This window comes from Microbacterium sp. NPDC057407 (assembly GCF_042803895.1).
Lineage (GTDB): Bacteria > Actinomycetota > Actinomycetes > Actinomycetales > Microbacteriaceae > Microbacterium.
The window spans coordinates 318,114-343,925 of record NZ_JBHVCA010000001.1 but is presented as its reverse complement, the minus strand read 5'-3'; the positions used below and the strand labels follow the sequence as shown (position 1 = coordinate 343,925).

Here is a 25,812-nt window from a genome sequence, read left to right as displayed (position 1 = left end):
GAAGCGGGTGGGCTATGCGATGGGGGTCGGCGTGACGCCGAAGGGCGCGAGACCCGCCGCTCCCCCGTCGGTCGCCGTCAGCACCCAGATGCCTCCCTCGTGCACGGCGACGCTGTGCTCCCAATGGGAGCCGGCGGTGCCGTCGAGGGTCGACACGGTCCAGCCGTCGTCTTCGACGAACGTCTCCTGATCGCCGATCACGACCATCGGCTCGATCGCGAGCACCAGCCCGGGGCGCACCTCGGGTCCGGGGTCGGGAACGCGGTAGTTGAACACCGACGGGGACTCGTGCATCTTGCGGCCGATGCCGTGACCCACGTACTCCCGTAGGATCCCGTAACCGGTCGCGGGAGCGTGCACCTCGATGTGCTCCTGGATGGCCGCGCCGATCTCGCCGAGATGGCGCGCCGTCGCCAGGGCGGCGACGCCGGCCCACAGCGACCCCTCGGTCACCTCCGACAGGCGGCGGCGTTCGGCCACCACGTCGGGACGCGACGGGTCGTCGAGCACCATCGTGAACGCGGAGTCGCCGTTCCATCCCTTGTACTCGGCGCCGGCGTCGACCGACAGGATGTCACCGGGCTGGAGCACCCGGTCGCCCGGGATGCCGTGCACGACCTGCTCGTTCACCGACGCGCAGATGGTGTGGCGGTACCCGCGCACCATCTGGAAGTTGGACTTCGCACCGCGGGAGGTGATGACGGCGGATGCCGCGGCATCGAGCTCCCCGGTCGTGACGCCCGGAGCGACCAGCGCGCGCGCCGCATCCAGGGCAGCGGCGGTGATGAGCCCGGGCTCCACCATCGCCCGCAGCTGGGCGGGCGTCTTGTAGATCGATCGGCGCAGCGACACGGCGTCAGGCCGCGGCCGGACGGGCCAGTCCGCGCGCCTCGAGTGCCGCGATGATGCGGGCGGTGATCTCGTCGGGCGTGCCGACGCCGTCGATCTCGTCGACGATCCCGCGCGTGCGGTAGACCCCGAGGATCGGAGCCGTCTCACGCTCGTAGATCGCCAGGCGGTTCGCGATGACCTCTTCGGTGTCGTCGGTGCGCCCCTGCTCCTGAGCCCGCAGCGACAGGCGCGAGATGCTCTCGTCGCGCGGGACGCTCAGTTCGATGACCGCGTCGAGGCTCTCGTCGCGTCCTTCGAGGAACTCGTCGAGGTGCGCCACCTGGCTGACATTGCGCGGGTAGCCGTCGAGCAGGAAGCCGCCGGCGGCGTCGGCCTGCGAGAGGCGGTCGCGCACGACCGCGCTCGTCAGCTCGTCGGAGACGAGGTCGCCGGCCTCGATGATCGACTTCACCTGGCGACCGAGATCCGACCCGTCGGCCACCGCGGCGCGGAACACGTCGCCGGTCGAGATCGCCGGGATGCCGAACGCCTCGGCGATGCGGACGCCCTGGGTGCCCTTGCCCGAGCCCTGCGGGCCGACGATCAGCAGCCGGACGGCCGCGCCGTTCTGAACCTGGCCGAGGGTCATCGCAGGAGTCCTTCGTAGTGGCGTTGCTGCAGCTGCGCGTCGATCTGCTTCACCGTCTCGAGGCCGACACCCACGATGATGAGGATCGATGCGCCGCCGAACGGGAAGTTCTGGTTGGCGCCGACCGTCGCCAGGGCGATGAGCGGGAGCAGTGCGATCGCACCCAGGTACAGCGAACCGGGAAGCGTGATGCGGGTCAGCACGTAGTCGAGGTACTCGGCCGTGGGTCGGCCCGCGCGGATGCCGGGGATGAAGCCGCCGTACTTCTTCATGTTGTCGGCGACCTCGACCGGGTTGAAGGTGATCGCGACGTAGAAGTAGGTGAAGCCCACGATCAGCAGGAAGTACACCGCCATGTAGATCGGGTGATCGCCGTTGGTGAAGTACTGCTGGATCCACGACACCCAGCCGGGGATCTCGTTCTCGGAGTTCGGCTGCATGTTGAACTGCGCGATGAGGGCGGGGATGTACAGCAGCGACGAGGCGAAGATGACGGGCACGACGCCGGCCATGTTGACCTTGATCGGGATGTACGTGTTCGTGCCGCCGTAGGTGCGGCGCCCGACCATGCGCTTGGCGTACTGGACGGGGATGCGGCGCTGCGACTGCTCGACGAAGACGACGAGCGCGACCACCACGATGCCGACGGCGAGGACGAGGAGGAAGACCTCGAAGCCGCGCGACTGCCAGATGGCCCACATCGACGCGGGGAAGGCGGCCGCGATCGACGTGAAGATCAGGAGGGACATGCCGTTGCCGATGCCGCGCTCGGTGACGAGCTCGGCGAACCACATGATGAGGCCGGTGCCGGCCGTCATCGTGATGATCATGAGCAGCTGCGCCCACCACGCGTCGTTCGTGAGCAGCTGCTCGCACTCGGGGATGCCCGTCGCACCGAACAGCTGGCCGCTGCGCGCGACCGTCACGAGCGTGGTCGACTGCAGCAGCGCGAGCGCGATCGTGAGGTAGCGGGTGTACTGCGTCAGCTTCGCCTGGCCCGACTGACCCTCTTTGTAAAGGGTCTCGAAGTGCGGGATCACCACGCGCAGCAGCTGGACGATGATCGTCGCGGTGATGTACGGCATGACGCCGAGCGCGAAGATCGACAGCTGGAGCAGCGCGCCGCCCGAGAACAGGTTCACCAGCGAGAGCAGGCCCTGGGTGCCCGCCGACTGGTCGAGGCAGGACTGCACGTTGGGGAAGTCGACGAACGGCGCCGGGATGTGCGCGCCGAAGCGGTACAGGGCGATGATCGCCAGGGTGAATGCGATCTTCCGCCGCAGGTCGGGTGTGCGGAAGACCCGCGCGATGGCGCTGAACAAGAGGATGCCTCCAGAGGGGATGCCGCGCGGACGAGACGCGCCGACGTCCAGGGTAACCCAATGGGGGCCGGAGCAAGCTCCGGCCCCCATTGCGCGTACTACTTGACGGTGCCGCCCGCAGCGACGATCTTCTGCTCGGCGGAGCCCGAGACCTTGTCGACCGACACGTTGAGCTTCACCGAGATGTCGCCGGTGCCGAGCACCTTGACCTTCTCGTTCTTGCGCACCGCACCCTTGGCGACCAGGTCGCCCACGGTGACGTCGCCACCGGACGGGTACAGCTCGGCGAGCTTGTCCAGGTTCACGACCTGGTACTCGACGCGGAACGGGTTCTTGAACCCGCGCAGCTTCGGGGTGCGCATGTGGAGCGGCATCTGACCGCCCTCGAAGCCCACCTTGACCTGGTAGCGAGCCTTCGTGCCCTTGGTGCCGCGGCCCGCGGTCTTGCCCTTCGAGCCCTCACCGCGACCCACACGGGTCTTGGCGGTGTTGGCGCCGGGGACCGGACGCAGGTGGTGCACCTTGAGAACACCGGGACGGGATGCCGGAGCATCCGTCTTCGGCGCCGCCTTCTTGGCGGGAGCCTTCTCGGCCTTCTCGGCGGCGTCGGCCTTCGCAGCCTTCGCGGGAGCCTTCTTCTCGGCGGCCGGCTTGTCGGCGGCGGCCTTGGGCGCAGCCTTCTTGGCAGCAGGCTTCTTGGGAGCCTCCGCCTCGACGGCTTCGTTCTTCTCGGCCTTCTCAGCCATCAGTCGATCTCCTCAACCTTCACGAGGTGCGCGACGGTCTTGACGTAACCGCGCGTCTGCGCGTCGTCGGGACGGACGACCGAGTCGCCGATCCGCTTCAGACCCAGCGAACGCAGCGTGTCACGCTGGTTCTGCTTCTCGCTCACCTTGGACTTGACCTGGGTCACTTTCAGGCGCGCAGCCATCAGACACCTGCCTTCGCAGCAGCCGCGGCCTCGGCCTCGGCACGGACGAGACGGGCGGGGGCGACCTGGTCGAACTCGAGACCGCGACGCGCGGCGACCGCACGGGGCTCCTCGAGCTGCTTCAGCGCCTCCACCGTCGCGTGGACGATGTTGATCGTGTTGGACGAGCCGAGCGACTTCGAGAGCACGTCGTGGATGCCCGCGCACTCGAGCACGGCACGCACCGGACCACCGGCGATGACACCGGTACCGGCGGCGGCCGGACGCAGGAGCACCACACCGGCAGCGGCCTCACCCTGCACGGGGTGCGGGATGGTCGAGCCGACACGGGGCACACGGAAGAAGTTGCGCTTGGCCTCTTCGACGCCCTTCGAGATCGCCAGGGGCACCTCACGGGCCTTTCCGTAGCCGACGCCCACGACGCCGTTGCCGTCACCGACGACCACGAGCGCGGTGAAGCTGAACCGGCGGCCGCCCTTGACGACCTTCGACACGCGGTTGATCGTGACGACGCGCTCGAGGAACTGGCTCTTGTCGGCGTCGCGCGAACCGCGGTCGCGGTTGGGGTTGCGCTCGCGACCGCCGCGGCGCGGCTCGCGCTCGCGCTCGGCGGGCGCCTCTGCCGTCGTGGCAGCAGCAGCCTGGTCGGTCACTTCGGTCTCCACGTTGTTGTTGGTTGAATCGCTCACAGGTTCAGACCTCCTTCGCGAGCGCCGTCGGCGATCGCCGCGACACGGCCCGCGTAGCGGTTGCCACCGCGGTCGAACACGACGTCCGAGACGCCGGCGGCCTTGGCACGCTCGGCGACGAGCTCGCCGACCTTGCGGGCCTTCGCCGTCTTGTCACCGTCGAACGCGCGCAGATCGGTCTCGAGGGTCGAGGCCGAGGCCACGGTGTGGCCTTTGCTGTCGTCGACGACCTGCACGAAGACGTGGCGGGCCGATCGGGTGACGACGAGGCGCGGACGCTGTTCGGTGCCGACGACCTTCTTGCGAAGGCGGGCGTGACGACGCGCGCGGGCGTCGGTCTTCGTCTTCACAGCCATGGTTACTTACCAGCCTTTCCGGCCTTGCGCCGCACGACCTCGCCGGCGTAGCGCACACCCTTGCCCTTGTACGGCTCGGGCTTGCGGATCTTGCGGATGTTGGCAGCCGCCTCGCCGACGGCCTGCTTGTCGATGCCGCTCACGGTGAGCTTGTTGTTGCCCTCGACCGTGAAGGTGATGCCCGCGGGCGGGTCGACCAGGACGGGGTGCGAGAAGCCGAGGGCGAACTCGACCGAGCTGCCCTTCTGCGCCACGCGGTAACCCGTGCCGACGACCTCGAGGCCCTTGGTGTAGCCCTGGGTGACACCGATGATGTTGTTGTTGATGAGGGTCCGGGTCAGGCCGTGCAGCGAGCGCGAGGAGCGCTCGTCGTCGGGACGGGTCACGACGACCTGGCCCTCTTCGACCTTGACCTCGATGGGGCGTGCCACGGTGAGCGAGAGCTCGCCCTTGGGGCCCTTGACCGCGACATCCTGACCGTCGACCGTGATGGTCACACCGGCGGGGATGTCGATCGGGAGACGTCCGATACGCGACATGTCAGATCACCACACGTAGGCGAGGACTTCCCCACCCACGCCCTTCTGCTCGGCCTGGCGGTCGGTGAGGAGACCGGAGGAGGTGGACAGGATGGCGACGCCGAGGCCGCCGAGGACGCGCGGGATCTCGGTCGACTTCGCGTACACGCGGAGACCGGGCTTGGAGACGCGCTTGATGCCGGCGATCGACCGCTCGCGGTTCGGACCGTACTTCAGCGTGAGGGTGAGGGTCTGTCCGACGCGGGCGTCCGAGACCTCCCAGCCGCTGATGTAGCCCTCCTGCTGGAGGATCTCGGCGATGTGCGTCTTGAGCTTCGAGCTCGGCAGCGACACGGTGTCGTGGTGCGCCGAGTTCGCGTTGCGCAGACGGGTCAGCATGTCTGCGACCGGGTCTGTCATCGTCATTTCTTGTTTCCTTCGTTCATGAGGTTTCGGCTGCCGTTACACGACAGACGACCTTCTATGAGTCCCCGGGGGCGCAGCGCCCCCGGGGGTCTTGCGGTCAGGCCTGGGCGTCCTCGGAGCGGAACGGGAAGCCGAGGTGACGCAGGAGCGCGCGGCCCTCGGCATCCGTCTTCGCCGACGTCACGATCGTGATGTCGAACCCGCGGACGCGGTCGATCTTGTCCTGGTCGATCTCGTGGAACACGGACTGCTCCTGGAGACCGAAGGTGTAGTTGCCGTGGCCGTCGAACTGCTTGCCCGACAGACCGCGGAAGTCGCGGATGCGGGGCAGGGCGAGGTTCACGAGGCGGTCCAGGAACTCCCACGCGCGGTCGCCGCGGAGGGTGACGTGCGCGCCGATGGCCTGGCCCTCGCGCAGCTTGAACTGAGCGATCGACTTGCGGGCCTTCGTGACGACCGGCTTCTGGCCGGTGATCTTGGTGAGGTCGTCGACCGCGCCATCGATCACCTTGCTGTCGCGAGCTGCCTCGCCGACACCGGTGTTCACCACGACCTTGACGAGACCGGGGATCTGCATGACGTTGGCGTAGCCGAACTCGTCCTGCAGCTGCTTCTTGATCTCGGTGTTGTACTTCTGCTTCAGGCGGGGCTGGATCTTGCCAGCCTCCACGGCAGTGGCGGTGCTCATATTCAGAGGTCCTTGCCTGACTTCTTCGCGTAGCGCACGCGGACGGTGCGCTTCACGCCGTCCTTCGTCTGCTCCTCGACGCGGTAACCGACACGGGTCGGCTTCTTGGTCGAGGGGTCGACGATGGCGACGTTGGAGATGTGGATCGGGGCTTCCATCGTCTCGATGCCGCCCGTCTTGGTGCCGCGCTGGCTCTGGCCGACGCGGTTGTGCTTCGTGACGTAGTTGACGCCCTCGACGATGACGCGGTTCTGCTCGGGGAGGACCTCGAGGACCTTGCCCTGCTTGCCGCGGTCGCCGCCCTTGTCCTGCTTCTTGCCGCTGATGACCTGAACCAGGTCGCCCTTCTTGATCTTGGCCATGGGTCAGATCACCTCCGGTGCGAGCGAGACGATCTTCATGAACTTCTTGTCGCGAAGCTCACGACCGACCGGTCCGAAGATGCGGGTGCCGCGGGGCTCCCCGTCGTTCTTCAGGATGACGGCGGCGTTCTCGTCGAACTTGATGTACGAGCCGTCGGGACGACGGGTCTGCTTGACGGTGCGGACGACGACCGCCTTCACGACGTCGCCCTTCTTGACGTTTCCACCCGGGATCGCGTCCTTCACCGTGGCCACGATGATGTCGCCGAGGCCGGCGTACCGGCGCTGCGAGCCACCGAGCACGCGGATCGTGAGCAGTTCCTTGGCGCCGGTGTTGTCGGCGACCTTCAGGCGGGATTCCTGCTGAATCACTTGTTACTCCTTGGGTTCCAGGCAAGCCGCGAGGCTTACTTGGCCTTCTCGAGGATCTCGACCAGGCGCCAGCGCTTGGTGGCGCTGAGCGGACGGGTCTCGTTGATGAGGACGAGGTCGCCGATGCCGGCGGTGTTGCCCTCGTCGTGCGCCTTGACCTTCGACGTGCGACGGATGACCTTGCCGTAGAGGGGGTGCTTCACGCGGTCCTCGACCTCGACGACGATCGTCTTGTCCATCTTGTCGCTCACGACGTAGCCGCGACGGGCCTTGCGGTAGCCACGGGCGTCGGCGTCGCGCACGTCGTGCGCCGCGGACTCGTGACCGGCGACCTGCTCCTTGACCTCGGCCTTGGCGGCAGCGGTCTTGCGGGCGGGGGCCTTCTTCTCGGTGGTCTCAGCCATCACTCGGCCTCTTCCTTCTCGGCCTGGTCGGCGGCATCCGCCTTCTTGGCCTTCGTCTTCTTCGCCTTCGTCGCGGTCTCCAGCGGAGCGGGCGTGGCACGGATGCCGAGCTCGCGCTCCCGGATCACGGTGTAGAGCCGCGCGATGTCGCGCTTGACGGCGCGGATGCGGCCGTGGCTCTCGAGCTGGCCGGTGGCCGACTGGAAGCGCAGGTTGAACAGCTCTTCCTTGGCCTTGCGCAGCTCCTCGACGAGGCGCTGGTCTTCGAACGTGTCGAGCTCGCTCGTGGCGAGCGTCTTGGTGCCGATCGCCATTACGCGTCGCCCTCCTCGCGCTTGATGATGCGTGCCTTGAGAGGCAGCTTGTGGATGGCACGGGTCAGGGCCTCACGAGCGAGCTGCTCGTTGACGCCGGCGACCTCGAAGAGGACGCGACCCGGCTTGACGTTCGCGACCCACCACTCCGGCGAGCCCTTACCGGAACCCATGCGGGTCTCAGCGGGCTTCTTCGTGAGCGGACGGTCGGGGTAGATGTTGATCCACACCTTGCCGCCACGCTTGATGTGACGGGTCATCGCGATACGAGCGGACTCGATCTGACGGTTCGTCACGTAGGCGGGCGTGAGGGCCTGGATGCCGAACTCGCCGAAGGAGACCTTCGTGCCGCCGGTGGCCTGGCCATCGCGCTTGGGGTGGTGCTGCTTGCGGTACTTGACCTTGCGGGGGATAAGCATTACGCCGATGCTCCTTCTGCGACGGGGGCCTCGTTGCGGGGGCCGCGACGCGGACGGTCGTCACGACGACGGTCCGACTTGGGCGCGTTGGCCTGCTCGCGCGCGAGCTCCTTGTTGGTGAGGTCGCCCTTGTAGATCCAGACCTTCACGCCGATGCGGCCGAAGGTGGTCTTGGCCTCGTAGAAGCCGTAGTCGATGTTCGCGCGCAGCGTGTGCAGCGGCACACGACCCTCGCGGTAGAACTCCGAGCGGCTCATCTCGGCGCCGCCGAGGCGGCCGGAGACCTGGATGCGGACGCCCTTGGCGCCGGCGCGCTGCGCGCCCTGGAGGCCCTTGCGCATCGCGCGGCGGAAGGCCACACGGGCGCTGAGCTGCTCGGCGACACCCTGCGCGACGAGCTGAGCGTCGGCCTCGGGGTTCTTCACCTCGAGGATGTTCAGCTGGATCTGCTTGCCGGTGAGCTTCTCGAGGTCGGCGCGGATGCGCTCGGCCTCGGCGCCGCGACGACCGATCACGATGCCCGGGCGGGCCGTGTGGATGTCGACGCGGACGCGGTCACGGGTGCGCTCGATCTCGATGTTGCTCACGCCCGCGCGGTCGAGCGAGGTCGTCAGCAGACGACGGATCTTGATGTCCTCGGCCACGTAGTCGGCGTAGCGCTGTCCGGGCTTCGTCGAGTCCGAGAACCAACGCGACACGTGGTCCGTGGTGATGCCGAGGCGGAAGCCGTACGGGTTGACCTTCTGGCCCATTACTTGCTCGCCTTCTTCGTCTTGGCAGCCGGGGCCGCCTCAGCGACCTCGGGCGTCGAGAGCACGACCGTGATGTGGCTCGTGCGCTTCTTGATCTGGAATGCGCGACCCTGGGCGCGGGGCTGGAAACGCTTGAGCGTCGTGCCCTCGTCGACGTACGCGTTCTTCACGTACAGGTCCTGCTCGTCCAGGTACTCGCCGTCCTTGTCGGCCTTCACGCGAGCGTTCGCGATCGCCGAGGCGACGAGCTTGTAGATCGGCTCGCTCGCACCCTGCGGAGCGAACTTGAGGATGGCCAGGGCCTCCTCAGCCTGCTTGCCCTTGATGAGAGCGACGACACGACGAGCCTTCTGAGGGGTCACGCGGATGTGTCGCACGCGTGCGATGGACTCCACCATTTCTCTCTCCTCTTTCGTCCCCGCGTCAGCGGCGACGGCCCTTCTTGTCGTCCTTCACGTGGCCGCGGAAGGTGCGGGTGGGCGCGAACTCGCCCAGCTTGTGTCCGACCATGGTCTCGGTCACGAACACGGGGATATGCTTGCGACCGTCGTGCACGGCGATCGTGTGGCCCAGCATGGCGGGGACGATCATCGAGCGACGCGACCACGTCTTGATGACGTTCTTCGTGCCGGCTTCGTTCTGCGAGGCGACCTTGCGAAGCAGGTGCTCGTCGACGAAGGGGCCCTTCTTCAGACTGCGTGGCATCTTCCTCTACTCCTACTTGCGCTTCTTGCCGGCGTTGCGACGGCGAACGATGTACTTGTCGCTTTCCTTGTTCGCGTGACGGGTGCGGCCCTCGGCCTGGCCCCACGGCGAAACGGGGTGACGACCACCGGAGGTCTTGCCCTCACCACCACCGTGCGGGTGGTCGACCGGGTTCATCGCGACGCCGCGGACGGTCGGGCGGACGCCCTTCCAGCGCTTGCGGCCGGCCTTGCCCCAGTTGATGTTCGACTGCTCGGCGTTGCCGACCTCGCCGACGGTCGCGCGGCAGCGCGCGTCGACGTTGCGGATCTCGCCCGAGGGCAGGCGCAGCTGGGCGTACGGGCCGTCCTTCGCCACGAGGCGGACGGACGCACCGGCCGAGCGTGCCATCTTCGCGCCGCCGCCGGGGCGGAGCTCGATGGCGTGCACGACGGTACCGGTGGGGATGTTCTTCAGCGGCAGGTTGTTGCCCGGCTTGATGTCGGCCGAGGGACCCGACTCGACGACGTCGCCCTGCTGCAGCTTGTTCGGCGCGAGGATGTAGCGCTTCTCGCCGTCGAAGTAGTGCAGGAGCGCGATGCGCGCGGTGCGGTTGGGGTCGTACTCGATGTGGGCGACCTTGGCGTTGATGCCGTCCTTGTCGTTGCGACGGAAGTCGATGACGCGGTACTGACGCTTGTGGCCACCGCCGATGTGGCGGGTGGTGATGCGGCCCTGGTTGTTGCGGCCACCGGTCTTGGCGAGCGGGCGGAGGAGCGACTTCTCGGGCGTCGATCGGGTGATCTCGGCGAAGTCGGCCACCGACGAGCCGCGGCGACCCGGGGTCGTGGGCTTGTACTTGCGAATAGCCATATCTCTAGTCCTCTATCCCGACCGTCAGCCGACTGCCGTGAAGATGTCGATGGTGCCCGACTTCAGGGTCACGATGGCGCGCTTGGTGTCCTTGCGCTTGCCGGTGCCGAAGCGGGTGCGGCGGGCCTTGCCGACGCGGTTGATCGTGTTGACCCCGGCCACCTTGACGCCGAAGATCTTCTCGATCGCGAGCTTGATCTCGGTCTTCGAGGCGCGCGGGTCGACGAGGAAGGTGTACTTGCCCTCGTCGATGAGCCCGTAGCTCTTCTCGGAGACGACCGGCTTCAGGATGATGTCGCGCGGGTCCTTATTCAGCTGGACGGCGGTCATGCCGAGACCTCCTCGGTGGCGCCGGTCTTCGCAGCGACGAAGGCGTCGAAGGCGGCCTTGGTGAAGACGATGTCGTCGGAGACGAGCACGTCGTAGGCGTTGAGCTGGTCGGAGTACAGCACGTGGACGTACGCGAGGTTGCGGACGCTCAGGATGCTGAGCTCGTCGTCACGCGTGATGACGACCAGCACGTTCTTGGTGGGCGCGAGGGTGGCCAGCACCGCCGCGGCGGCCTTGGTCGACGGGGCGCCCTCGATGCCGAAGGAGTCGACGACGTGCAGGCGGTCGCCCCGAGCGCGGTCGCTGAGCGCGCCCAGGAGGGCGGCCGCGATCATCTTCTTGGGGGTGCGCTGCGAGTAGTCGCGCGGCTTCGGGCCGTGGACGATGCCACCGCCGGTCATGTGCGGCGCGCGGATCGAGCCCTGACGGGCGTTACCCGTGCCCTTCTGTTTGAAGGGCTTGCGGCCGGCGCCGGAGACCTCACCGCGACGCTTGGTCGAGTGGGTGCCCTGGCGAGCCGCTGCGCGCTGCGCGACGACGACCTGGTGGATGAGCGGGATGTTCGTCTTGACGTCGAAGAGCTCGGCGGGCAGCTGGACGGAGCCAGCCGTCTTGCCGTCTGCCTTCACGACGTCGAGCGCGAGAGTCGAGTCAGCCATGTGATCAGGCACCCTTCACTGCGTTGCGGACGTAGACGATGCGGCCACGCGCACCGGGGACGGCGCCCTTGACGAGCAGCAGACCCTTCTCGGCGTCGATGGCGTGCACCTTGAGGTTGAGGACGGTCACGCGCTCGCCACCCATGCGGCCGGCCATGCGCATGCCCTTGAAGACGCGGCTCGGGGTCGACGACGCGCCGATCGAACCGGGCTTGCGGTGGTTGCGGTGCGCACCGTGCGAGGCGGAGACGCCCTTGAAGTTGTGGCGCTTCATGACACCCGCGGTGCCCTTGCCCTTGCTGGTGCCGACGACGTCGACCAGCTGCCCGGCCTCGAACACGCCGTCCACCGTGAGCTCCTGACCGAGTGAGTAGTCAGCGGCGTCCGCGGTGCGGATCTCGGTGAGGTGACGACGCGGGGTGACACCGGCGGCCTCGAAGTGGGCCGTCTGGGGCTTGTTCACCTTGCGGGGGTCGATCTGGCCGTAGGCGATCTGGACGGCCTTGTAGCCGTCCTTCTCGGGCGTGCGAACCTGGGTGACCACGTTCGGCGCGACCTCGATGACGGTGACGGGAACGAGCTTGCCCGTCTCGTCCCAGACCTGGGTCATGCCGAGCTTGGTGCCGAGCAGGCCCTTGGAAATCTTGTTGTTGATGTCAGCCATGTCGAACCTCAGAGCTTGATCTCGATGTTGACGTCGGCCGGCAGGTCAAGGCGCATCAGCGAGTCGACGGCCTTGGGCGTCGGGTCGATGATGTCGATCAGACGCTTGTGGGTGCGCATCTCGAAGTGCTCGCGGCTGTCCTTGTACTTGTGGGGCGACCGGATGACGCACACGACGTTCTTCTCGGTCGGAAGGGGCACGGGGCCCACGACGGTCGCGCCCGCACGGGTCACGGTGTCGACGATCTTGCGCGCCGAGCTGTCGAGGCCGGCGTGGTCGTACGACTTCAGGCGAATGCGGATCTTCTGTCCCGCCATTGTCTGCTCACTCTCTTTCTCGCGTCGTACCGTCCCGGAGGTCCCGGGGGCATTGGACGCACGGTGGCGCTCACGCGCCATGGCACTTCTGCACCGCTTGCGCAGTGCGTTGCTGCACCGCTGTTCTGATGTCAATCCGGATGCCGCGCCGAAGCGCCGCTCCCGGCATCCGCCACCCGCACGCACGCGAGAGGGGCGCTCTCGATGAGTATGGATGTGGGATGTGGTGGTTCTGCTGCCCGCGGCCTAGGACCCTGCACGTGATGTGCCGCCTATGCACTGCCCTGGCAGTGATCCGGAGCACGCCGAAGGACGCGCCGGAATGTGGAACCTCACTAGTCTACGTGCCGCCCGGGCGTGTCGCAAACTCGGGCGTGTCGCGCGACCCGTACGCTCGGCTGCTTCACAGCCGGAGCAGCCGGCGACGTGAGTGGAGGAGGGCGGGTAGGGGCATCCCACCCTCCCCCACCGTCACGGCATCCGCGTCGATGCGTTCCGTATCCGGCGCGCAGCAGCAACGGCTGCCGCGCGCAACGGGGGGCGCGTTCCGGCCGTGACCGGCGGGGCGAGGACGCGCATCGGATCGCCGATGCCAGAGGCGGCCCAGAGTCGCCTCCGCTCGGGGGCGTGACACGGCGCCGGCGGATGGCGATCCGAACTCAGGCGGCGCAGCCGCCCGGTTTCGTCCGCGCGCGGTCGATCGACTCGCCCAGGGTCCCCAGACTTCCCGGTCATTCCCCAACCTCGCCGACGTCATGTCACGGCAGGGGCCCACGGATCGTGGCCCCCGGGACAGGTGCCGTCCACGCCCGACGCTCACTCCCCAGCTCGCGTCCGGCAGCACGCCGTCCCACAGCGAAACTACCGGCGGCCGAAGGACGCCGTCAAGCAGAAGACGGCCCGGATCACCCGGACCGTCTCCTGCCGCAGAGCGAGCCGCTACTCGTTCCCGACCGCCTTGTCGATGTTGTCGCGGACACCGTCGACATGACCGTCGATGCTGTCGGGGGCGACCTTCTTGACGAACTCCGCGGCAGCGTCCAAGACGCTGTCGCTGACGCCCTCGGCCTGCTCCGACTTGATCGCGCCGTCGATCTTGTCCTTGTTCTGCTCCAGGAAGTCCTTGCCCTGATTCACCAGGTCGTCGATACCCATCGCACGCTCCTTCGGCGCCCGCCCTGGGCGCTCGCGACCATTCAAAACGGGTCCCGCCTCGCGCGTCAACCTTCCAGCGATCGCCGGGCCGGGCACGACGAAGGGGCCGGGCCCGAAGGCCCGGCCCCTCGCCGGACGGATGCCGCGGCATCCGCTCACTGCTGAATCCGCGAGATCCTTACTTCAGGATCTTGGTCACGGTGCCGGCGCCGACGGTGCGGCCACCCTCACGGATGGCGTAGCCGAGGCCCTCCTCCATGGCGATCGGCTGGATGAGCTCGACCGTCATGTCGGTGGTGTCGCCGGGCATGACCATCTCGGTGCCCTCGGGCAGCGTGATGACGCCGGTGACGTCGGTGGTGCGGAAGTAGAACTGCGGACGGTAGTTCGTGAAGAACGGGTTGTGACGGCCGCCCTCCTCCTTGGACAGGATGTACGCCGTGCCCTCGAAGTTGGTGTGCGGGGTGACCGAACCGGGCTTCACGACGACCTGGCCGCGCTCGACGTCGTCACGCTTGGTGCCGCGAAGGAGCAGACCACAGTTCTCGCCGGCCCACGCCTCGTCGAGCTGCTTGTGGAACATCTCGATACCGGTGACGATCGTCTTCTGCGTCGGGCGCAGACCGACGATCTCGACCTCCGAGTTGATGGCGAGCGTGCCACGCTCGGCGCGGCCGGTGACGACCGTGCCACGACCGGTGATGGTGAAGACGTCCTCGATGGGCATGAGGAACGGCTTGTCCTTGTCACGCACCGGGTCGGGGATCGACTCGTCGACGGCGTCCATGAGCTCGACGATCTTCTCGACCCACTCGGCGTCGCCCTCGAGAGCCTTGAGGCCCGAGACGCGGACGACGGGGGCGTTGTCGCCGTCGAAGTCCTGCGACGAGAGCAGCTCGCGGACCTCGAGCTCGACGAGCTCCAGGATCTCCTCGTCGTCGACCATGTCGGCCTTGTTCAGGGCGACGAGCAGGTAGGGCACGCCGACCTGCTTGGCGAGCAGGACGTGCTCGCGGGTCTGAGCCATCGGGCCGTCGGTGGCGGCGACCACGAGGATCGCGCCGTCCATCTGAGCCGCACCGGTGATCATGTTCTTGATGTAGTCGGCGTGACCCGGGGCGTCGACGTGAGCGTAGTGACGCTTGGGCGTCTCGTACTCGACGTGCGAGATGTTGATCGTGATACCGCGCTGGCGCTCCTCGGGAGCGGAGTCGATCGACGCGAAGTCGCGCTGCACGTTGGTGGCCGACGGGTACTTGTCGGCGAGCACCTTCGAGATCGCTGCGGTGAGCGTGGTCTTGCCGTGGTCGACGTGACCGATCGTTCCGATGTTCACGTGCGGCTTGGTCCGCTCGAACTTGGCCTTAGCCACTGGGTCCTCCTCAGGACGGTCGTGTAGAAGCTCCGGGCACTGGTTTGCGACCGGTCGTCTACGGGGATATCTCCACCTTAGTGGAGACGGTTCTGGTGATTCTGTGTGTGTCTCGACAGCCCGCCGGGGCGGGCGCTCGACAACCGCTATTCAGTTTGTGCCGGGGCCCCTCATCTCTCGAGGGGCCCCGAAAGGGTTACTCGCCCTTGGTCTTCTGGACGATCTCGTCCATGACGTTGCGCGGGACCTCGGCGTAGCTGTCGAACTCCATGGAGTAGACGGCGCGGCCGGAGGTCTTGGAGCGCAGGTCGCCGATGTAGCCGAACATCTCGGACAGCGGAACGTTCGCACGGACCACCTTGACGCCCTGGGCGTCCTCCATCGACTGGATCTGGCCACGACGCGAGTTCAGGTCGCCGATCACGTCGCCCATGTACTCCTCGGGCGTGCGCACCTCGACGGCCATGATCGGCTCGAGGATGACCGGGTTCGCGCGGCGGACGGCCTCCTTGAAGCCCATCGATCCCGCGATTTTGAACGCCATCTCGGACGAGTCGACGTCGTGCGAGGCGCCGTCGAGCAGGATCGCCTTGACGCCCACCATGGGGTAGCCGGCGAGCACGCCGACGTTCATGGCGTCCTGGAAGCCGAGGTCGGTGGGGCCGATGTACTCGCGCGGGATGCGGCCACCGGTGACCTTGTTCTCGAACTCGTACGTCTTGTCGGCCGTCACCTCGAGGGGCTCGATGGTGAACTGGATCTTGGCGAACTGGCCCGATCCACCCGTCTGCTTCTTGTGGGTGTAGTCGTGCTTCTCGACGGTCTTGCGGATCGTCTCGCGGTAGGCCACCTGGGGCTTTCCGACGTTCGCCTCGACCTTGAACTCGCGCTTCATGCGGTCGACCAGGATGTCGAGGTGCAGCTCGCCCATGCCCTTGATGGTCGTCTGGCCGGTCTCGGCGTTCTGCTCGACGCGGAACGTCGGGTCCTCTTCGGCGAGCTTCTGGATCGCGAGACCCAGCTTCTCCTGGTCGGCCTTCGTCTTGGGCTCGATGGCCACCTCGATGACCGGCTCGGGGAAGGTCATCGACTCGAGCACGACCTGGTTGTTCGCGTCGGACAGCGTGTCGCCCGTCGTGGTGTCCTTCAGGCCGATGACCGCGTAGATGTGACCCGCGGTGACCGAGTCGACCGGGTTCTCCTTGTTGGCGTGCATCTGGAAGATCTTCCCGATGCGCTCCTTCTTCGCCTTCGTCGAGTTGACGACCGCCGAACCCGAGTCGAGGTGACCCGAGTAGACGCGGATGTAGGTCAGGCGACCGAAGAAGGGGTGGGTCACGATCTTGAACGCGAGAGCGGCGAACGGCTCGTCACGGTCGGCGTGACGCTCGATGATGTTCTCTTCGTTCTTCGGGTCGTGCGCCTCGATCGCGGGCACGTCGAGCGGCGACGGCAGGTAGTCCACCACCGCGTCGAGCATCGGCTGCACGCCGCGGTTCTTGAAGGCCGAGCCGCACAGCACGGGGTAGAGCTCCGAGGCGATCGTGAGCTTGCGGATGGCGCCCTTGATCTCGGCGACCGTGAGCTCCTCACCGCCGAAGTACTTCTCGAGCAGGGCCTCGTCGGACTCCGCGACCGTCTCGAGCAGCTTCTCGCGGTACTCGGCGGCCTTGTCGGCGAGGTCGGCCGGGATCTCCTGGATCTCGTACTTCGCACCCATGGTCACGTCGCCCTTGGCGTCGCCGGGCCACACGAGGGCGCGCATCTCGACGAGGTCGACGACCCCGATGAAGTCGTTCTCGGCGCCGATGGGCAGCTGCAGCACGAGCGGCTTCGCCTTCAGGCGGTTCACGATGGTGTCGACCGTGAAATAGAAGTCGGCGCCCAGCTTGTCCATCTTGTTGACGAAGCAGATGCGGGGGACGTCGTACTTGTCGGCCTGACGCCACACGGTCTCGGACTGGGGCTCGACGCCCTCCTTGCCGTCGAAGACGGCGACCGCGCCGTCGAGGACGCGGAGCGAGCGCTCCACCTCGACCGTGAAGTCGACGTGACCGGGGGTGTCGATGATGTTGATCTGGTTCTTGTCCCAGAAGCACGTCACGGCGGCGGACGTGATGGTGATGCCGCGCTCCTGCTCCTGCTCCATCCAGTCGGTGGTGGCAGCGCCGTCGTGCGTCTCGCCGATCTTGTGGTTGACGCCCGTGTAGAACAGGATGCGCTCGGTCGTCGTCGTCTTGCCGGCATCGATGTGCGCCATGATGCCGATGTTGCGGACCTTGTTGAGGTCGGTGAGCACTTCTTGTGCCACGGATGTCTTCCTTACGTGTTCGGGATGCGCCGGCCGGAGAGATCGTCTCCGGCCGGCGACTCAGAGCTGGTTACCAGCGGTAGTGCGCGAAGGCGCGGTTCGACTCGGCCATCTTGTGGGTGTCTTCGCGGCGCTTGACCGCGGCGCCCAGGCCGTTCGAGGCATCCAGGATCTCGTTCTGGAGGCGCTCGGTCATCGTCTTCTCACGACGGCCCTTGGCGTAGCTCACGAGCCAGCGGAGGGCGAGCGTGTTGGCGCGGTGGGGCTTGACCTCGACCGGCACCTGGTAGGTCGAGCCGCCGACGCGGCGCGACTTGACCTCGAGGGTCGGGCGCACGTTGTCGAGGGCCTTCTTGAGGGTGGCGACGGCGTCCTGGCCGTTCTTCGCCTCGACGCCGCGGAGGGCGCCGTAGACGATCGACTCGGCGAGCGACTTCTTGCCATCCACGAGGATCTTGTTGACCAGCTGGGTCACGACGGGTGCGCCGTAGACCGGGTCGTTGACGACGGGGCGCTTCGGGGCGGGTCCCTTGCGAGGCATCTAACTCAACCCTTCTTCGCGCCGTAGCGGCTACGGGCCTGCTTGCGGTTCTTCACGGCCTGCGTGTCGAGCGCGCCGCGGACGATCTTGTAGCGGACACCCGGGAGGTCCTTCACACGACCGCCACGGACGAGCACGAGCGAGTGCTCCTGCAGGTTGTGACCCTCGCCGGGGATGTACGCGGTGACCTCGGTGCCGTTGCGGAGCTTGACACGGGCGACCTTGCGCATCGCCGAGTTCGGCTTCTTGGGCGTGGTCGTGTACACGCGGGTGCAGACACCCGCCTGCTGCGGGTTCGCCTTGAGCGCCGGCGCCTTGGTCTTCGAGACCTTGGGCGAGCGACCCTTGCGAACCAACTGCTGAATGGTTGGCACGTTCTCTCCTTGTTGTGCTGCGCGGGTCTGTCTGCCCTCGCAGGTGCTGCACGGTGACAGCGTCGTGGTCTCCCCCGCCGATCCCGGATCTTTCGATTCGTGACACGGCGGGCTCACGTGGATCCGCCCGAACGGCATGATGGTGCCGGACGTCGTGTGGTGGATATGCCGTGGGGGTGGCCTGTTCGCAGGCCGTTCCCTGAGATGAGGCGCCCCACGATCCGTCTCCGCACCGAGGCACGGCGGACGGCGCGCGTGAGCGCACACCCGATCAATGATACGCGGGATTTCGGTGGTCGGTCAAACGCGCCGCGAGAGCGCCGATGCGGCCCGCGGCGCGGTCAGAGCAGCAGCACGACGAGGGCCGCGCCGGCCACGATGAGCGCTCCCGCGGTGCACACCACGACGACCAGCATCCGGCGTCGCTCCCGGGATCGTCGCGCGCTCTCCAGGGCGTCGTAGCGCACCGAGCCGGCGGAGCCGGCGTCCGTCGGCGGCATCGGAGACGCCGGCGACGCCGGTACGCGGGCGGCCGCGGCGGGAGGCACGGCGCGCGGGGCAGCTGGGCGGCGGAGGGACGCGGCATCCGGAACGTGCGCGACACGCGACCCGGGACCGGCCGCCCGGGGGCCCGCCGGGGCCGGCCGCACGACGGGGCGCCGCACCGAGGAGACCGTGCGTCCGTCGTGGACGTCGTCCGCGCCGGCGTCGTCGTGTTCGACGGGCACGCGCTCGTCCGGGTCGGCGTCGGGCTCACTCGCGCCGGGGGCGGCATCGGTTCGGCCGACGGGCGGGCGGCGGCGCGCCGAGATCACTGTCCGGTCGTCCGGCGCGTCCGCGGCCGATCCGGCGTCGGTCGCTTCCGCGGGCCGAGCGGCGTCGCGGCGGCGGGACGACAGGATCGTGTCGTCGGGCACCGCCGGGTCGTGCTGCTCGTCGCTGGAGATCATCGACCCGCGTCGTCGGCGGTGAGCCGCACCTCGGCGTCGCCGATCAGCAGTCGGCCCGGCGCACGGTGCGCCGCACCTGGGACGATCTCGCGCTCCGAGCCGTCGGACGCGATGAGGATCGTGCCGTTGGTCGACTGGAGGTCGGTCACCGACCACTCGTCGCCGTGCCGCTCCAGTCGCAGGTGCGTCTTCGACACCGTGCCGTCGTGCACCTCGACGAGCTGGGCGTTCGGGTAGGCGGTGCTCGGAGAGGGCCGGCGACCCACGAGCACCACGTCTGCCAGCAGGGCGACCGGGGTCCCCGTGGGCAGCACGAGCGACCAGTGCGCCCGGCGGCGGCTGGCGATGATGGTGGCCTCGACGTCGTCGGGGGCGTCGGGAAGCACGTGCTGCGCCGAGACCGACGACCGCGCCGAGCGAGGGATGCCGGCATCCGGGGCCCCGACGACGGCCGACACCTCGCCCGAGGCCTCCGGGAACGCGTCGGGCTCCGGCAGCGGCGATCGGGCGGGAGCCCACGGCTCGGCGGGGGTCGACCGGCGCGCCGACGGCACGCGGGTGACGGCCGGCGCGGGAGCGGGGCCGGCCGAGGGCACCGCGGCCACCGGTCGCGGTGCGCCGCTGACCGCGGCGGTCACCTCGCTCGTCAGCTCGACGACCGCCCCGAGCTCGAACCCGCCCCAGCCCTGGTTGGCGCGCGCGGAAGCCGCTGGAGCGGGAGCGGGGGGCGCGGGGTCGGATGCCGCGGAATCGGCGTCCGCCCGGAACGCCGGAGCGGCCGTCGCGTCGTCGAGCACCGACGGCGCGAACGGGTCCGACGGGACGGCGGCGCTCGACCGGGGAACCGACGAGATCGGGTCGGCGGGATCGCCGCGCAGAGCCGCCGGTTCCGGCTCGGACGCCTGGTCGCCGCGGCGCACGCCTGGCGGGGTCGGCGCGGGAGACTCTCCGCGGCGCGTGCCGGGCGGCGGCGAGGACTCCCGCTCGCCCCGCCGCGTCGCGGGCGCGGCGGGCGGAGGTTCCGGGGTGAAGCCGTGTGCTGCCGTCGCAGCGGGGGCGGGGGTCTCGGTGGCGGCGGGCGCGGCGGGTGCCGGCGCGGCCGGGAGGGGCGGGGTGGACGGGAGGGGCGGCGGGCCGGCGGCGCCCGTTGCGGTCTGCGACCACCCGGCGACACTCGGCGCGGCGGGCGGAGACGGAAGGGGCGGCGGACCGGCCAGCGCGGGACCGAAAGCCGGCAGCAGGGCGTCGTCCTCGCCCGTGGGCGAGCGTCGCACCCCGACGACCGCGGTGTCGGTTCCCACCCAGCGGTCCGGGCCGAACCCGAGCACCGTCGCCCACACGGGGAACAGGAGCGCGGCGAGCACCGTCATGCCGGCGCCGTGACCGAACGCCACGTTGATCCGATAGCACGCGACCACCTGGACGATCCAGAGCGCCAGCCAGCCGAACCCGGGCACGAGAGCCACGAGCACCAGCCATCCCGAGAAGCCGCCCAGCTGGAGCAGGACCACGAGGTTGAGGATCGGGACCCAGGCCCTCCAGGCCTCCTCCCCCGACTTGCGGAAGACCGCCGACAGTGCGATCGCCGTCCAGACGTACAGCGCGAGCGCGGCGAAGAGGGAGATGAGGACGGGGACGACGGGCGCCGCGGCGCCGGTGGTCGTGGCGACATCGAAGGCGGTCATGACATCGGGCGCACGGGTTCGGGTACCCGGTGCTTCCCCCTCTCGGCGAGGCGTGTGGCGGAGCCCGTGACGGGCGCCACGCTGCGAACGAACGATCTCAACGATACGGCGGTCACGAGCCGGCGCCAGATCCCGCGCTCCGTGGCGAAGGCGCGGCGCTGCTCGTCGACCGAGCGCCAGAACTCCTCGGCCTCGGCGGCTGATTCGTCTCCGGTAGAGAATACGGCGCGATCGGCGATGACGGCGAGCATGCGGCCCGGCTCCGAGCCGAACGCGTCGGCGAGCTCGGTCCGGGTGCTGTTGCGGGGCGCGTCGCGCCCCGCGTCGACCGCGGCATCGACGAACTCCTCCCAGCCTCCCGCGATCGCTGCCGCCGGCGTCTCCGCCCGCCGCCGGGCCCTCCGCCGGGCCGCCTTGGCGCCGAGCACGACGAGGAACGGACCGAGGGCGAGGGCCAGGATCAGCAGCACGATCGCCGCCACGCGCAGCACCGGCCACAGCCAGGCCAGGTCGAGCCCCGCCTCGTCGGCGTCGGGATCGCGGGTTCCCGAGTCCTCCTGGACGGGGTCGGGCGGCAGCACCTCGTCGACCGTGTCGGGGCGCACGTCGGTGACCACTTCCGGGTCGCGCTGCTCGGTCACATCGAGGCTCGGCGACTGCGCGAACTGGGGAGTCACGTCGACGGGGATCCACTGCCCGCCGCTCGTCTGCACCTCCGTCCACGCGGTGAGGTCCTGGGCGCGGCACACCCCGTCGTCGCACACCGACAAGCCGGGGTCGTCCGAGGTCAGGCGCGCACCCAGCACCACCCGGGACGGAAAGCCCAGCTCGCGCGCGATCAGCGCGACCGCGACGGCGAACTGCTCGTCGTCGCCGACGGCCGCCACGAAGTTGCCGGATGCCTGGGCCCGGGCATCCGTCTCCCGCTCCAGCAGTCGCGCGAACATCGCCTCGATGCGCGCGAGCGAATGCCCCGACGCGCTGGGCTGGAAGGTGTAGTCCGCAAGCGACTGCATCCACGTCGGCTCGTCCTCGCCCACCCGCAGGGCGTGACTCAGATATCCGCGCTCCCGCAGGAGTGCGACGAGACCGGCCAGCGCGCTGCCGCCGGAGCCGACCGCGTGCTCCTCGACCCAGGCGCGCAGGCTCTCCGGCGCCGCGACGTCGCCGTCCACGCCACCGGGCGGAACGGCATCGGCGAGATCGGGCACCACCGGCTCGACCCCGCGCACCACGTAGCGGTCTCCGGGCTGGAGACCGCCGCCCGCCGTCTGCACCCCCGCCTGAGCGTCGGCGTTGTAGTAGAACCGGTCGGCCAGGGAGGCAGCGCGCCCGCCCGAGAACTCGACCGACGACAGCCGCCCGGCCGTCGGCATCCAGATGCCGTCGAGGCCGTCGACGACGACCGCGGCCCCGACGCTGCGCCCGGCGCCGGCGTCGAGGCCCGACGGCACCCGCACGAACCGCCCCGCGTCGACGGCGCCCTCGCCCCCGGCGCGGAAGACCTCCCCGTCGTACGCGTCCAGGGTGGCCACCCGGACGCGCTCCGGCAGCGAGCCCGCGTCCGCCGACACGGAGAAGACGACCTCGTCGGCGCGATCGTCGGAGAACAGCCCGCGGTACTCGGAGAGCGGGCTCACCGACGCCGACAGGTCGATCTCGGGCCCGACCGCCGACCGCAGCACCTGCCGCTCCGCGCCGCGGGCCGCGAACGGCACGACGCCGACCGCCACGACGAGCGCCCCGGCGACCATCGCGGCACCCAGCACCGTGCGTCGGCGGTCGGCGCGAGACGGACGGCGCGAGACGCGCACGCCGCTGGAGACCGCGGCCCGCTCGAGCGCCCGCAGCCGCTGGTCGTGCGTGCGCCACGCCAGCCACAGCAGCGTCGACATCAGGGCCGCCGCGCCGAGGGCCGTCTCGACCGGAGCGTAGAGCGTCACCGGTCCGATCGGCAGGGGGGCGCTCACACTGGTGCGCCCGAAGAAGAGACCGAACGAGACCATGGCGATCGCGACCGGCACCGCCCCGAAGGCGCCGCGGTCGTCGCGCCACGCCAGCAGCAGGAGCACGCACGTGCCGACGAGGAAGACGAGGAGGGCGGGCACCAGGAGGTTGCGGTACGCGCCGACCGGCAGCTCCACCGTCACCAGGTCCTTCCACGCCAGCACCACGCCCGAGAGCAGCTCGGCGAACCCGCGCAGCAGGTCGGCCGGCCCGCCCAGCCGGGACGGGACCGCCAACGGGATCCCCAGCACGAGGAACGCCGCGGCGAGAACCCCCGCGACGATCCAGCCGCTCCAGCGGCGGCGCCACGCGAAGATCGCGACGCCCGCGCCGACGGCGACGGCGGCGACGACGAGCACCGGCAGGTGCCACGATCGGTAGATCGGCCACGCGGCGACCGCGGCGATGACGACCACCGCAGCGGTGAAGATCGAGCCGGCGACGATGCGGCGCGCGGGCCCGGGCGCCGCCTCCACGGCGGGCGAGGCATCCGTCGTCGCGCTCATGAGGTCGCACCTCGTAGCAGCAGTCCCGAGAGGTCGTCGAGTGTGCCCACGGTGAGGACGGTGATGCCCGACAGTGTCTGCATGCGGGGATGCGCGCGCTCATCGCACTTCACCGCGACGACGGTGGTGTCGGCAGGGAACGAGAGCGCGGCCTGCTGCAGCATCGTCAGGCCCACCGGTGAGCCCACGATGACGAAGGCGATCGACAGCCGGTCGCCCGACTCGGCGGTGAGGCGGCACACGTCGCCCACCGGCATCGTGCTCTCGAGCCTCTCGACGCCGCTGAAGCCGTCCAGCATCGGGCGCGGCGACGCGGACGGCAGCCGGCGGATCGCGCGCAGCCGGCCCCGGACGACGCGCGGGATCTCCGAGCCGACGACGATCTCCACGTCCCGCGCGTCGCGCACGGCGCGAAGGCCGAGCGAGGCGGCGCAGCTGACGGCGAGCTCGAACTCGTCGGCGTCGATGTACTCCTGCTCCGCGACGGCGAGCACGACGGCCATCCGGGAACGGCGGGACTCCTCGTACTGCCGCACCATGAGGCGGCCGGTCTTCGCCGTCGACTTCCAGTGGATCTGACGCCGCGAGTCGCCGGGCGCGTATTCGCGGATCGCGTGGAACGACATGTCTGCGTCGACGAGCCGGCGCGTGGGCGCACCCTCGAGGTCGCGGATCAGCCCCGCGCTCGTCGACGGGAGCGACGTCGTCCGCGGGTGCACGAACACCTCGTGCACGTCCTCGAACGCGTGCTCGCGGCGCAGCAGCCCGATCGGGTCGCTGCGGACCGTGGTCGCCGGGCCCACGGTGACGATCCCCCGCCGCAGTCCGGGAATGTCGAGCGGCTGCGACACGGTGTGTCCCGGCCGCAGCAGCGGCACCCCGAACTCCACGAGACCGTCGCCGACCGGGATGTCCAGGCGCCCCGGGAGCGCGATGCGCCCGCCGTCGTTGCGCACCACGATCTCGCCCACGACGCCGTCGCCGGCCACGACCCTCTCGTGCGCGAGGGACAGCTCGACGTCGTACGACCGGGCGCCGAAGAGGAAGGGGACGGATGCCGCGACCAGCACCAGCGCGGCGACCCCGGCCACCATCCACTCGACCCAGCCGAACGCGATCCCGAGACCCAGCCCGACGGTCGCGGCGAGCACGACCAGCACGCCGGCCGGGCGGACGGTCCCCGCCACCCACGACGCCGCGGCGGCCGAGCCCCGCGTGATCGCGGCCCACACACCGGTCCACCACACCACGACGCGCACGAGCGAGCGCCCGCGGCCCGCCGACGTCACGGCGGTCGCGGTGGCATGCGTGCGGCCCCCCGTGCCGGTGGCGGCGGAGGTGCGCGTGATGCGGGACTCGGTCAGGCTCATGGGCCTATCCGGCTTCCCGGCGGCTGGGCGGCACGACGTCGAGCAGCACCTGGCCGACGACCGCTTCCTGCGTGACCCCGTCGAACTCGGCCTCGGGGTGGAGGATGAGGCGGTGCGACAGCACCGGCACGGCGAGCGCCTTCACGTCGTCGGGCGTCGCGTAGGTGCGGCCCTGGGAGGCGGCGCGGGTGCGGGCGGCGCGCGTGAGGGCGAGGGCGCCGCGGATGCTGACGCCCAGTCGCACCTCGTCGGCGGACCGGGTGCTGTCGACGAGCCGGGCGATGTAGTCGAGCACGAGCGCGTCGACGTACACCTGGGCGGCGAGGTCGGCCATGCCGACGAGCGCCTGCGGCGTGATGATCGGCGCCAGGTCGGCGGTCGGCACGGCGGCTCCGTCCAGGATCCGCACCGTGGCCGCGTGGTCGGGGTAGCCGAGGGAGGTGCGCATCATGAAGCGGTCGAGCTGCGCCTCGGGGAGGCGGTACGTGCCCGCCTGCTCGACGGGGTTCTGCGTCGCGAGCACCAGGAAGGGCACGCCGGCCTGGCGCGACACCCCGTCGATGGTCACCCGCCCCTCCTCCATCACCTCGAGGAGCGCCGACTGGGTCTTGGGGCTCGCCCGGTTGATCTCGTCGGCGAGGACGATGTTCGCGAAGACCGGTCCCGCGTGGAATTCGAAGACGCCCTCCTTCTGGTCGTACACGCTGATGCCGGTGATGTCGCCGGGGAGGAGGTCGGGGGTGAACTGGATGCGCGTGTTGGATCCCTGCACCGACTGCGCCATCGCGCGGGCGAGCGAGGTCTTGCCCGTGCCGGGGACGTCTTCGAGGAGCACGTGGCCGTCGCTGAGCATGGCGGTGAGCACCAGCTCGACGACGTGGCGCTTGCCGAGCACGGCGCGCTCCACGTTGTCGGCGATCTGACCGAACGTCTGCGCGAACCAGGTCGCCTGCTCCTGCGTGATCGTCATGTGTGTCCTCT

Annotated in this window: 33 protein-coding genes; all 33 read right to left on the bottom strand. The window is 69.4% G+C overall.

The annotated features are described in order from the left end of the window. Window positions 1-12 precede the first annotated feature (12 nt). The 33 genes from map to ACFUTX_RS01520 all read right to left on the bottom strand — a co-directional run bounded on the left by map (window position 13) and on the right by ACFUTX_RS01520 (window position 25,801). On the bottom strand, window positions 13-852 hold the full coding sequence (gene map / locus ACFUTX_RS01680) for a type I methionyl aminopeptidase (RefSeq protein WP_378860465.1): 840 nt from the start codon (window positions 850-852) through the stop codon (window positions 13-15). A gap of 4 nt (window positions 853-856) precedes the next feature. Beyond that, on the bottom strand, window positions 857-1,480 hold the full coding sequence (locus ACFUTX_RS01675; protein ID WP_378860464.1) for an adenylate kinase: 624 nt from the start codon (window positions 1,478-1,480) through the stop codon (window positions 857-859). Then, window positions 1,477-2,802 (bottom strand): preprotein translocase subunit SecY, encoded by a 1,326-nt coding sequence (gene secY / locus ACFUTX_RS01670; RefSeq protein ID WP_378860463.1) that lies wholly within the window; start codon window positions 2,800-2,802, stop codon window positions 1,477-1,479. The genes ACFUTX_RS01675 and secY overlap by 4 nt, the downstream gene beginning before the upstream one ends. A gap of 98 nt (window positions 2,803-2,900) precedes the next feature. Continuing rightward, a complete protein-coding gene (rplO, locus tag ACFUTX_RS01665) occupies window positions 2,901-3,548 on the bottom strand; it encodes a 50S ribosomal protein L15 (RefSeq protein WP_378860462.1) in 648 nt (215 codons plus the stop codon). Then, window positions 3,548-3,733 carry a 50S ribosomal protein L30 gene (gene rpmD, locus ACFUTX_RS01660; protein ID WP_023954062.1) on the bottom strand — a complete coding sequence of 62 codons (186 nt, stop codon included), beginning with the start codon at window positions 3,731-3,733 and terminating at the stop codon, window positions 3,548-3,550. The genes rplO and rpmD overlap by 1 nt, the downstream gene beginning before the upstream one ends. Next, window positions 3,733-4,422, bottom strand: coding sequence for a 30S ribosomal protein S5 (gene rpsE / locus ACFUTX_RS01655; protein ID WP_378860461.1), 690 nt, complete (start codon window positions 4,420-4,422; stop codon window positions 3,733-3,735). Before rpsE ends, rpmD begins: the two co-directional genes overlap by 1 nt. After that, window positions 4,419-4,778: a 50S ribosomal protein L18 gene (rplR, locus tag ACFUTX_RS01650; protein WP_378860460.1), complete on the bottom strand. Its 360-nt coding sequence runs from the start codon at window positions 4,776-4,778 to the stop codon at window positions 4,419-4,421. Before rplR ends, rpsE begins: the two co-directional genes overlap by 4 nt. 2 nt (window positions 4,779-4,780) lie before the next feature. Next, on the bottom strand, window positions 4,781-5,317 hold the full coding sequence (gene rplF / locus ACFUTX_RS01645; protein WP_378860459.1) for a 50S ribosomal protein L6: 537 nt from the start codon (window positions 5,315-5,317) through the stop codon (window positions 4,781-4,783). A 6-nt stretch (window positions 5,318-5,323) separates the two neighbouring features. Continuing rightward, window positions 5,324-5,722, bottom strand: a complete 399-nt coding sequence (gene rpsH / locus ACFUTX_RS01640) for a 30S ribosomal protein S8 (protein WP_169580752.1) — start codon at window positions 5,720-5,722, stop codon at window positions 5,324-5,326. 97 nt (window positions 5,723-5,819) lie between these two features. After that, window positions 5,820-6,410 carry a 50S ribosomal protein L5 gene (gene rplE / locus ACFUTX_RS01635; RefSeq protein WP_378860458.1) on the bottom strand — a complete coding sequence of 197 codons (591 nt, stop codon included), beginning with the start codon at window positions 6,408-6,410 and terminating at the stop codon, window positions 5,820-5,822. Between the two features lie 2 nt (window positions 6,411-6,412). Further along, on the bottom strand, window positions 6,413-6,772 hold the full coding sequence (rplX, locus tag ACFUTX_RS01630) for a 50S ribosomal protein L24 (protein ID WP_378860457.1): 360 nt from the start codon (window positions 6,770-6,772) through the stop codon (window positions 6,413-6,415). Between the two features lie 3 nt (window positions 6,773-6,775). Continuing rightward, window positions 6,776-7,144 (bottom strand): 50S ribosomal protein L14, encoded by a 369-nt coding sequence (gene rplN / locus ACFUTX_RS01625; protein ID WP_169580749.1) that lies wholly within the window; start codon window positions 7,142-7,144, stop codon window positions 6,776-6,778. A 35-nt stretch (window positions 7,145-7,179) separates the two neighbouring features. Continuing rightward, window positions 7,180-7,548, bottom strand: a complete 369-nt coding sequence (rpsQ, locus tag ACFUTX_RS01620; protein WP_378860456.1) for a 30S ribosomal protein S17 — start codon at window positions 7,546-7,548, stop codon at window positions 7,180-7,182. Beyond that, window positions 7,548-7,862 (bottom strand): 50S ribosomal protein L29, encoded by a 315-nt coding sequence (rpmC, locus tag ACFUTX_RS01615; RefSeq protein ID WP_378860455.1) that lies wholly within the window; start codon window positions 7,860-7,862, stop codon window positions 7,548-7,550. The genes rpsQ and rpmC overlap by 1 nt, the downstream gene beginning before the upstream one ends. After that, entirely contained in the window at window positions 7,862-8,281 is a 420-nt protein-coding gene (rplP, locus tag ACFUTX_RS01610) for a 50S ribosomal protein L16 (RefSeq protein WP_067354305.1), read from the bottom strand. The genes rpmC and rplP overlap by 1 nt, the downstream gene beginning before the upstream one ends. Beyond that, window positions 8,281-9,033 (bottom strand): 30S ribosomal protein S3, encoded by a 753-nt coding sequence (rpsC, locus tag ACFUTX_RS01605; protein WP_378860454.1) that lies wholly within the window; start codon window positions 9,031-9,033, stop codon window positions 8,281-8,283. Before rpsC ends, rplP begins: the two co-directional genes overlap by 1 nt. Then, window positions 9,033-9,431 (bottom strand): 50S ribosomal protein L22, encoded by a 399-nt coding sequence (rplV, locus tag ACFUTX_RS01600; protein WP_106816558.1) that lies wholly within the window; start codon window positions 9,429-9,431, stop codon window positions 9,033-9,035. Before rplV ends, rpsC begins: the two co-directional genes overlap by 1 nt. 25 nt (window positions 9,432-9,456) lie before the next feature. Then, entirely contained in the window at window positions 9,457-9,738 is a 282-nt protein-coding gene (gene rpsS, locus ACFUTX_RS01595; protein ID WP_378860453.1) for a 30S ribosomal protein S19, read from the bottom strand. Window positions 9,739-9,750: 12 nt separating this feature from the next. Further along, window positions 9,751-10,590 carry a 50S ribosomal protein L2 gene (gene rplB / locus ACFUTX_RS01590; RefSeq protein WP_378860452.1) on the bottom strand — a complete coding sequence of 280 codons (840 nt, stop codon included), beginning with the start codon at window positions 10,588-10,590 and terminating at the stop codon, window positions 9,751-9,753. A 24-nt stretch (window positions 10,591-10,614) separates the two neighbouring features. Next, the gene (gene rplW, locus ACFUTX_RS01585; protein ID WP_378860451.1) at window positions 10,615-10,920 is read right to left on the bottom strand and encodes a 50S ribosomal protein L23; all 306 of its coding nucleotides are present in this window, start codon (window positions 10,918-10,920) and stop codon (window positions 10,615-10,617) included. Then, window positions 10,917-11,579, bottom strand: coding sequence for a 50S ribosomal protein L4 (rplD, locus tag ACFUTX_RS01580; RefSeq protein ID WP_378860450.1), 663 nt, complete (start codon window positions 11,577-11,579; stop codon window positions 10,917-10,919). Before rplD ends, rplW begins: the two co-directional genes overlap by 4 nt. 4 nt (window positions 11,580-11,583) lie before the next feature. Then, window positions 11,584-12,243 carry a 50S ribosomal protein L3 gene (gene rplC / locus ACFUTX_RS01575; protein WP_378860449.1) on the bottom strand — a complete coding sequence of 220 codons (660 nt, stop codon included), beginning with the start codon at window positions 12,241-12,243 and terminating at the stop codon, window positions 11,584-11,586. An 8-nt stretch (window positions 12,244-12,251) separates the two neighbouring features. After that, window positions 12,252-12,560: a 30S ribosomal protein S10 gene (rpsJ, locus tag ACFUTX_RS01570; protein WP_013584016.1), complete on the bottom strand. Its 309-nt coding sequence runs from the start codon at window positions 12,558-12,560 to the stop codon at window positions 12,252-12,254. Between the two features lie 939 nt (window positions 12,561-13,499). Next, a complete protein-coding gene (locus tag ACFUTX_RS01565; RefSeq protein ID WP_378860448.1) occupies window positions 13,500-13,715 on the bottom strand; it encodes a hypothetical protein in 216 nt (71 codons plus the stop codon). A gap of 178 nt (window positions 13,716-13,893) precedes the next feature. Then, the gene (tuf, locus tag ACFUTX_RS01560) at window positions 13,894-15,087 is read right to left on the bottom strand and encodes an elongation factor Tu (protein ID WP_378860447.1); all 1,194 of its coding nucleotides are present in this window, start codon (window positions 15,085-15,087) and stop codon (window positions 13,894-13,896) included. A 196-nt stretch (window positions 15,088-15,283) separates the two neighbouring features. Then, the gene (gene fusA, locus ACFUTX_RS01555) at window positions 15,284-17,398 is read right to left on the bottom strand and encodes an elongation factor G (RefSeq protein WP_378860446.1); all 2,115 of its coding nucleotides are present in this window, start codon (window positions 17,396-17,398) and stop codon (window positions 15,284-15,286) included. Window positions 17,399-17,468: 70 nt separating this feature from the next. Further along, complete coding sequence (rpsG, locus tag ACFUTX_RS01550; RefSeq protein ID WP_106816549.1) at window positions 17,469-17,939, bottom strand: 30S ribosomal protein S7; 471 nt, start codon at window positions 17,937-17,939, stop codon at window positions 17,469-17,471. Between the two features lie 5 nt (window positions 17,940-17,944). Continuing rightward, entirely contained in the window at window positions 17,945-18,313 is a 369-nt protein-coding gene (gene rpsL, locus ACFUTX_RS01545; protein ID WP_018171438.1) for a 30S ribosomal protein S12, read from the bottom strand. A gap of 341 nt (window positions 18,314-18,654) precedes the next feature. Beyond that, the gene (locus ACFUTX_RS01540) at window positions 18,655-19,263 is read right to left on the bottom strand and encodes a hypothetical protein (RefSeq protein ID WP_378860445.1); all 609 of its coding nucleotides are present in this window, start codon (window positions 19,261-19,263) and stop codon (window positions 18,655-18,657) included. Then, window positions 19,260-20,948 carry a DUF5684 domain-containing protein gene (locus ACFUTX_RS01535; protein WP_378860444.1) on the bottom strand — a complete coding sequence of 563 codons (1,689 nt, stop codon included), beginning with the start codon at window positions 20,946-20,948 and terminating at the stop codon, window positions 19,260-19,262. Before ACFUTX_RS01535 ends, ACFUTX_RS01540 begins: the two co-directional genes overlap by 4 nt. Next, the gene (locus tag ACFUTX_RS01530; RefSeq protein WP_378860443.1) at window positions 20,945-23,461 is read right to left on the bottom strand and encodes a transglutaminaseTgpA domain-containing protein; all 2,517 of its coding nucleotides are present in this window, start codon (window positions 23,459-23,461) and stop codon (window positions 20,945-20,947) included. Before ACFUTX_RS01530 ends, ACFUTX_RS01535 begins: the two co-directional genes overlap by 4 nt. After that, window positions 23,458-24,831, bottom strand: a complete 1,374-nt coding sequence (locus tag ACFUTX_RS01525) for a DUF58 domain-containing protein (RefSeq protein ID WP_378860442.1) — start codon at window positions 24,829-24,831, stop codon at window positions 23,458-23,460. Before ACFUTX_RS01525 ends, ACFUTX_RS01530 begins: the two co-directional genes overlap by 4 nt. Before the next feature lie 4 nt (window positions 24,832-24,835). Further along, window positions 24,836-25,801 (bottom strand): AAA family ATPase, encoded by a 966-nt coding sequence (locus ACFUTX_RS01520; protein ID WP_378860441.1) that lies wholly within the window; start codon window positions 25,799-25,801, stop codon window positions 24,836-24,838. Between the last annotated feature and the right edge of the window lie 11 nt (window positions 25,802-25,812).

Excerpts from the sequence above, each read along its gene's own strand:
- ACFUTX_RS01675 (WP_378860464.1), bottom strand. The coding sequence starts at position 1,480 with ATGACCCTCGGCCAGGTTCAGAACGGCGCGGCCGTCCGGCTGCTGATC.
- rplO (WP_378860462.1), bottom strand. The coding sequence starts at position 3,548 with ATGGCTGAGAAGGCCGAGAAGAACGAAGCCGTCGAGGCGGAGGCTCCC.
- rpmD (WP_023954062.1), bottom strand. The coding sequence starts at position 3,733 with ATGGCTGCGCGCCTGAAAGTGACCCAGGTCAAGTCCAAGGTGAGCGAG.
- rplR (WP_378860460.1), bottom strand. The coding sequence starts at position 4,778 with ATGGCTGTGAAGACGAAGACCGACGCCCGCGCGCGTCGTCACGCCCGC.
- rplF (WP_378860459.1), bottom strand. The coding sequence starts at position 5,317 with ATGTCGCGTATCGGACGTCTCCCGATCGACATCCCCGCCGGTGTGACC.
- rpsH (WP_169580752.1), bottom strand. The coding sequence starts at position 5,722 with ATGACGATGACAGACCCGGTCGCAGACATGCTGACCCGTCTGCGCAAC.
- rplE (WP_378860458.1), bottom strand. The coding sequence starts at position 6,410 with ATGAGCACCGCCACTGCCGTGGAGGCTGGCAAGATCCAGCCCCGCCTG.
- rplX (WP_378860457.1), bottom strand. The coding sequence starts at position 6,772 with ATGGCCAAGATCAAGAAGGGCGACCTGGTTCAGGTCATCAGCGGCAAG.
- rpsQ (WP_378860456.1), bottom strand. The coding sequence starts at position 7,548 with ATGGCTGAGACCACCGAGAAGAAGGCCCCCGCCCGCAAGACCGCTGCC.
- rpmC (WP_378860455.1), bottom strand. The coding sequence starts at position 7,862 with ATGGCGATCGGCACCAAGACGCTCGCCACGAGCGAGCTCGACACGTTC.
- rplP (WP_067354305.1), bottom strand. The coding sequence starts at position 8,281 with ATGCTTATCCCCCGCAAGGTCAAGTACCGCAAGCAGCACCACCCCAAG.
- rpsC (WP_378860454.1), bottom strand. The coding sequence starts at position 9,033 with ATGGGCCAGAAGGTCAACCCGTACGGCTTCCGCCTCGGCATCACCACG.
- rplV (WP_106816558.1), bottom strand. The coding sequence starts at position 9,431 with ATGGTGGAGTCCATCGCACGCGTGCGACACATCCGCGTGACCCCTCAG.
- rpsS (WP_378860453.1), bottom strand. The coding sequence starts at position 9,738 with ATGCCACGCAGTCTGAAGAAGGGCCCCTTCGTCGACGAGCACCTGCTT.
- rplB (WP_378860452.1), bottom strand. The coding sequence starts at position 10,590 with ATGGCTATTCGCAAGTACAAGCCCACGACCCCGGGTCGCCGCGGCTCG.
- rplW (WP_378860451.1), bottom strand. The coding sequence starts at position 10,920 with ATGACCGCCGTCCAGCTGAATAAGGACCCGCGCGACATCATCCTGAAG.
- rplD (WP_378860450.1), bottom strand. The coding sequence starts at position 11,579 with ATGGCTGACTCGACTCTCGCGCTCGACGTCGTGAAGGCAGACGGCAAG.
- rplC (WP_378860449.1), bottom strand. The coding sequence starts at position 12,243 with ATGGCTGACATCAACAACAAGATTTCCAAGGGCCTGCTCGGCACCAAG.
- rpsJ (WP_013584016.1), bottom strand. The coding sequence starts at position 12,560 with ATGGCGGGACAGAAGATCCGCATTCGCCTGAAGTCGTACGACCACGCC.
- ACFUTX_RS01565 (WP_378860448.1), bottom strand. The coding sequence starts at position 13,715 with ATGGGTATCGACGACCTGGTGAATCAGGGCAAGGACTTCCTGGAGCAG.
- rpsG (WP_106816549.1), bottom strand. The coding sequence starts at position 17,939 with ATGCCTCGCAAGGGACCCGCCCCGAAGCGCCCCGTCGTCAACGACCCG.
- ACFUTX_RS01540 (WP_378860445.1), bottom strand. The coding sequence starts at position 19,263 with ATGATCTCCAGCGACGAGCAGCACGACCCGGCGGTGCCCGACGACACG.
- ACFUTX_RS01535 (WP_378860444.1), bottom strand. The coding sequence starts at position 20,948 with ATGACCGCCTTCGATGTCGCCACGACCACCGGCGCCGCGGCGCCCGTC.
- ACFUTX_RS01530 (WP_378860443.1), bottom strand. The coding sequence starts at position 23,461 with ATGAGCGCGACGACGGATGCCTCGCCCGCCGTGGAGGCGGCGCCCGGG.
- ACFUTX_RS01525 (WP_378860442.1), bottom strand. The coding sequence starts at position 24,831 with ATGAGCCTGACCGAGTCCCGCATCACGCGCACCTCCGCCGCCACCGGC.
- ACFUTX_RS01520 (WP_378860441.1), bottom strand. The coding sequence starts at position 25,801 with ATGACGATCACGCAGGAGCAGGCGACCTGGTTCGCGCAGACGTTCGGT.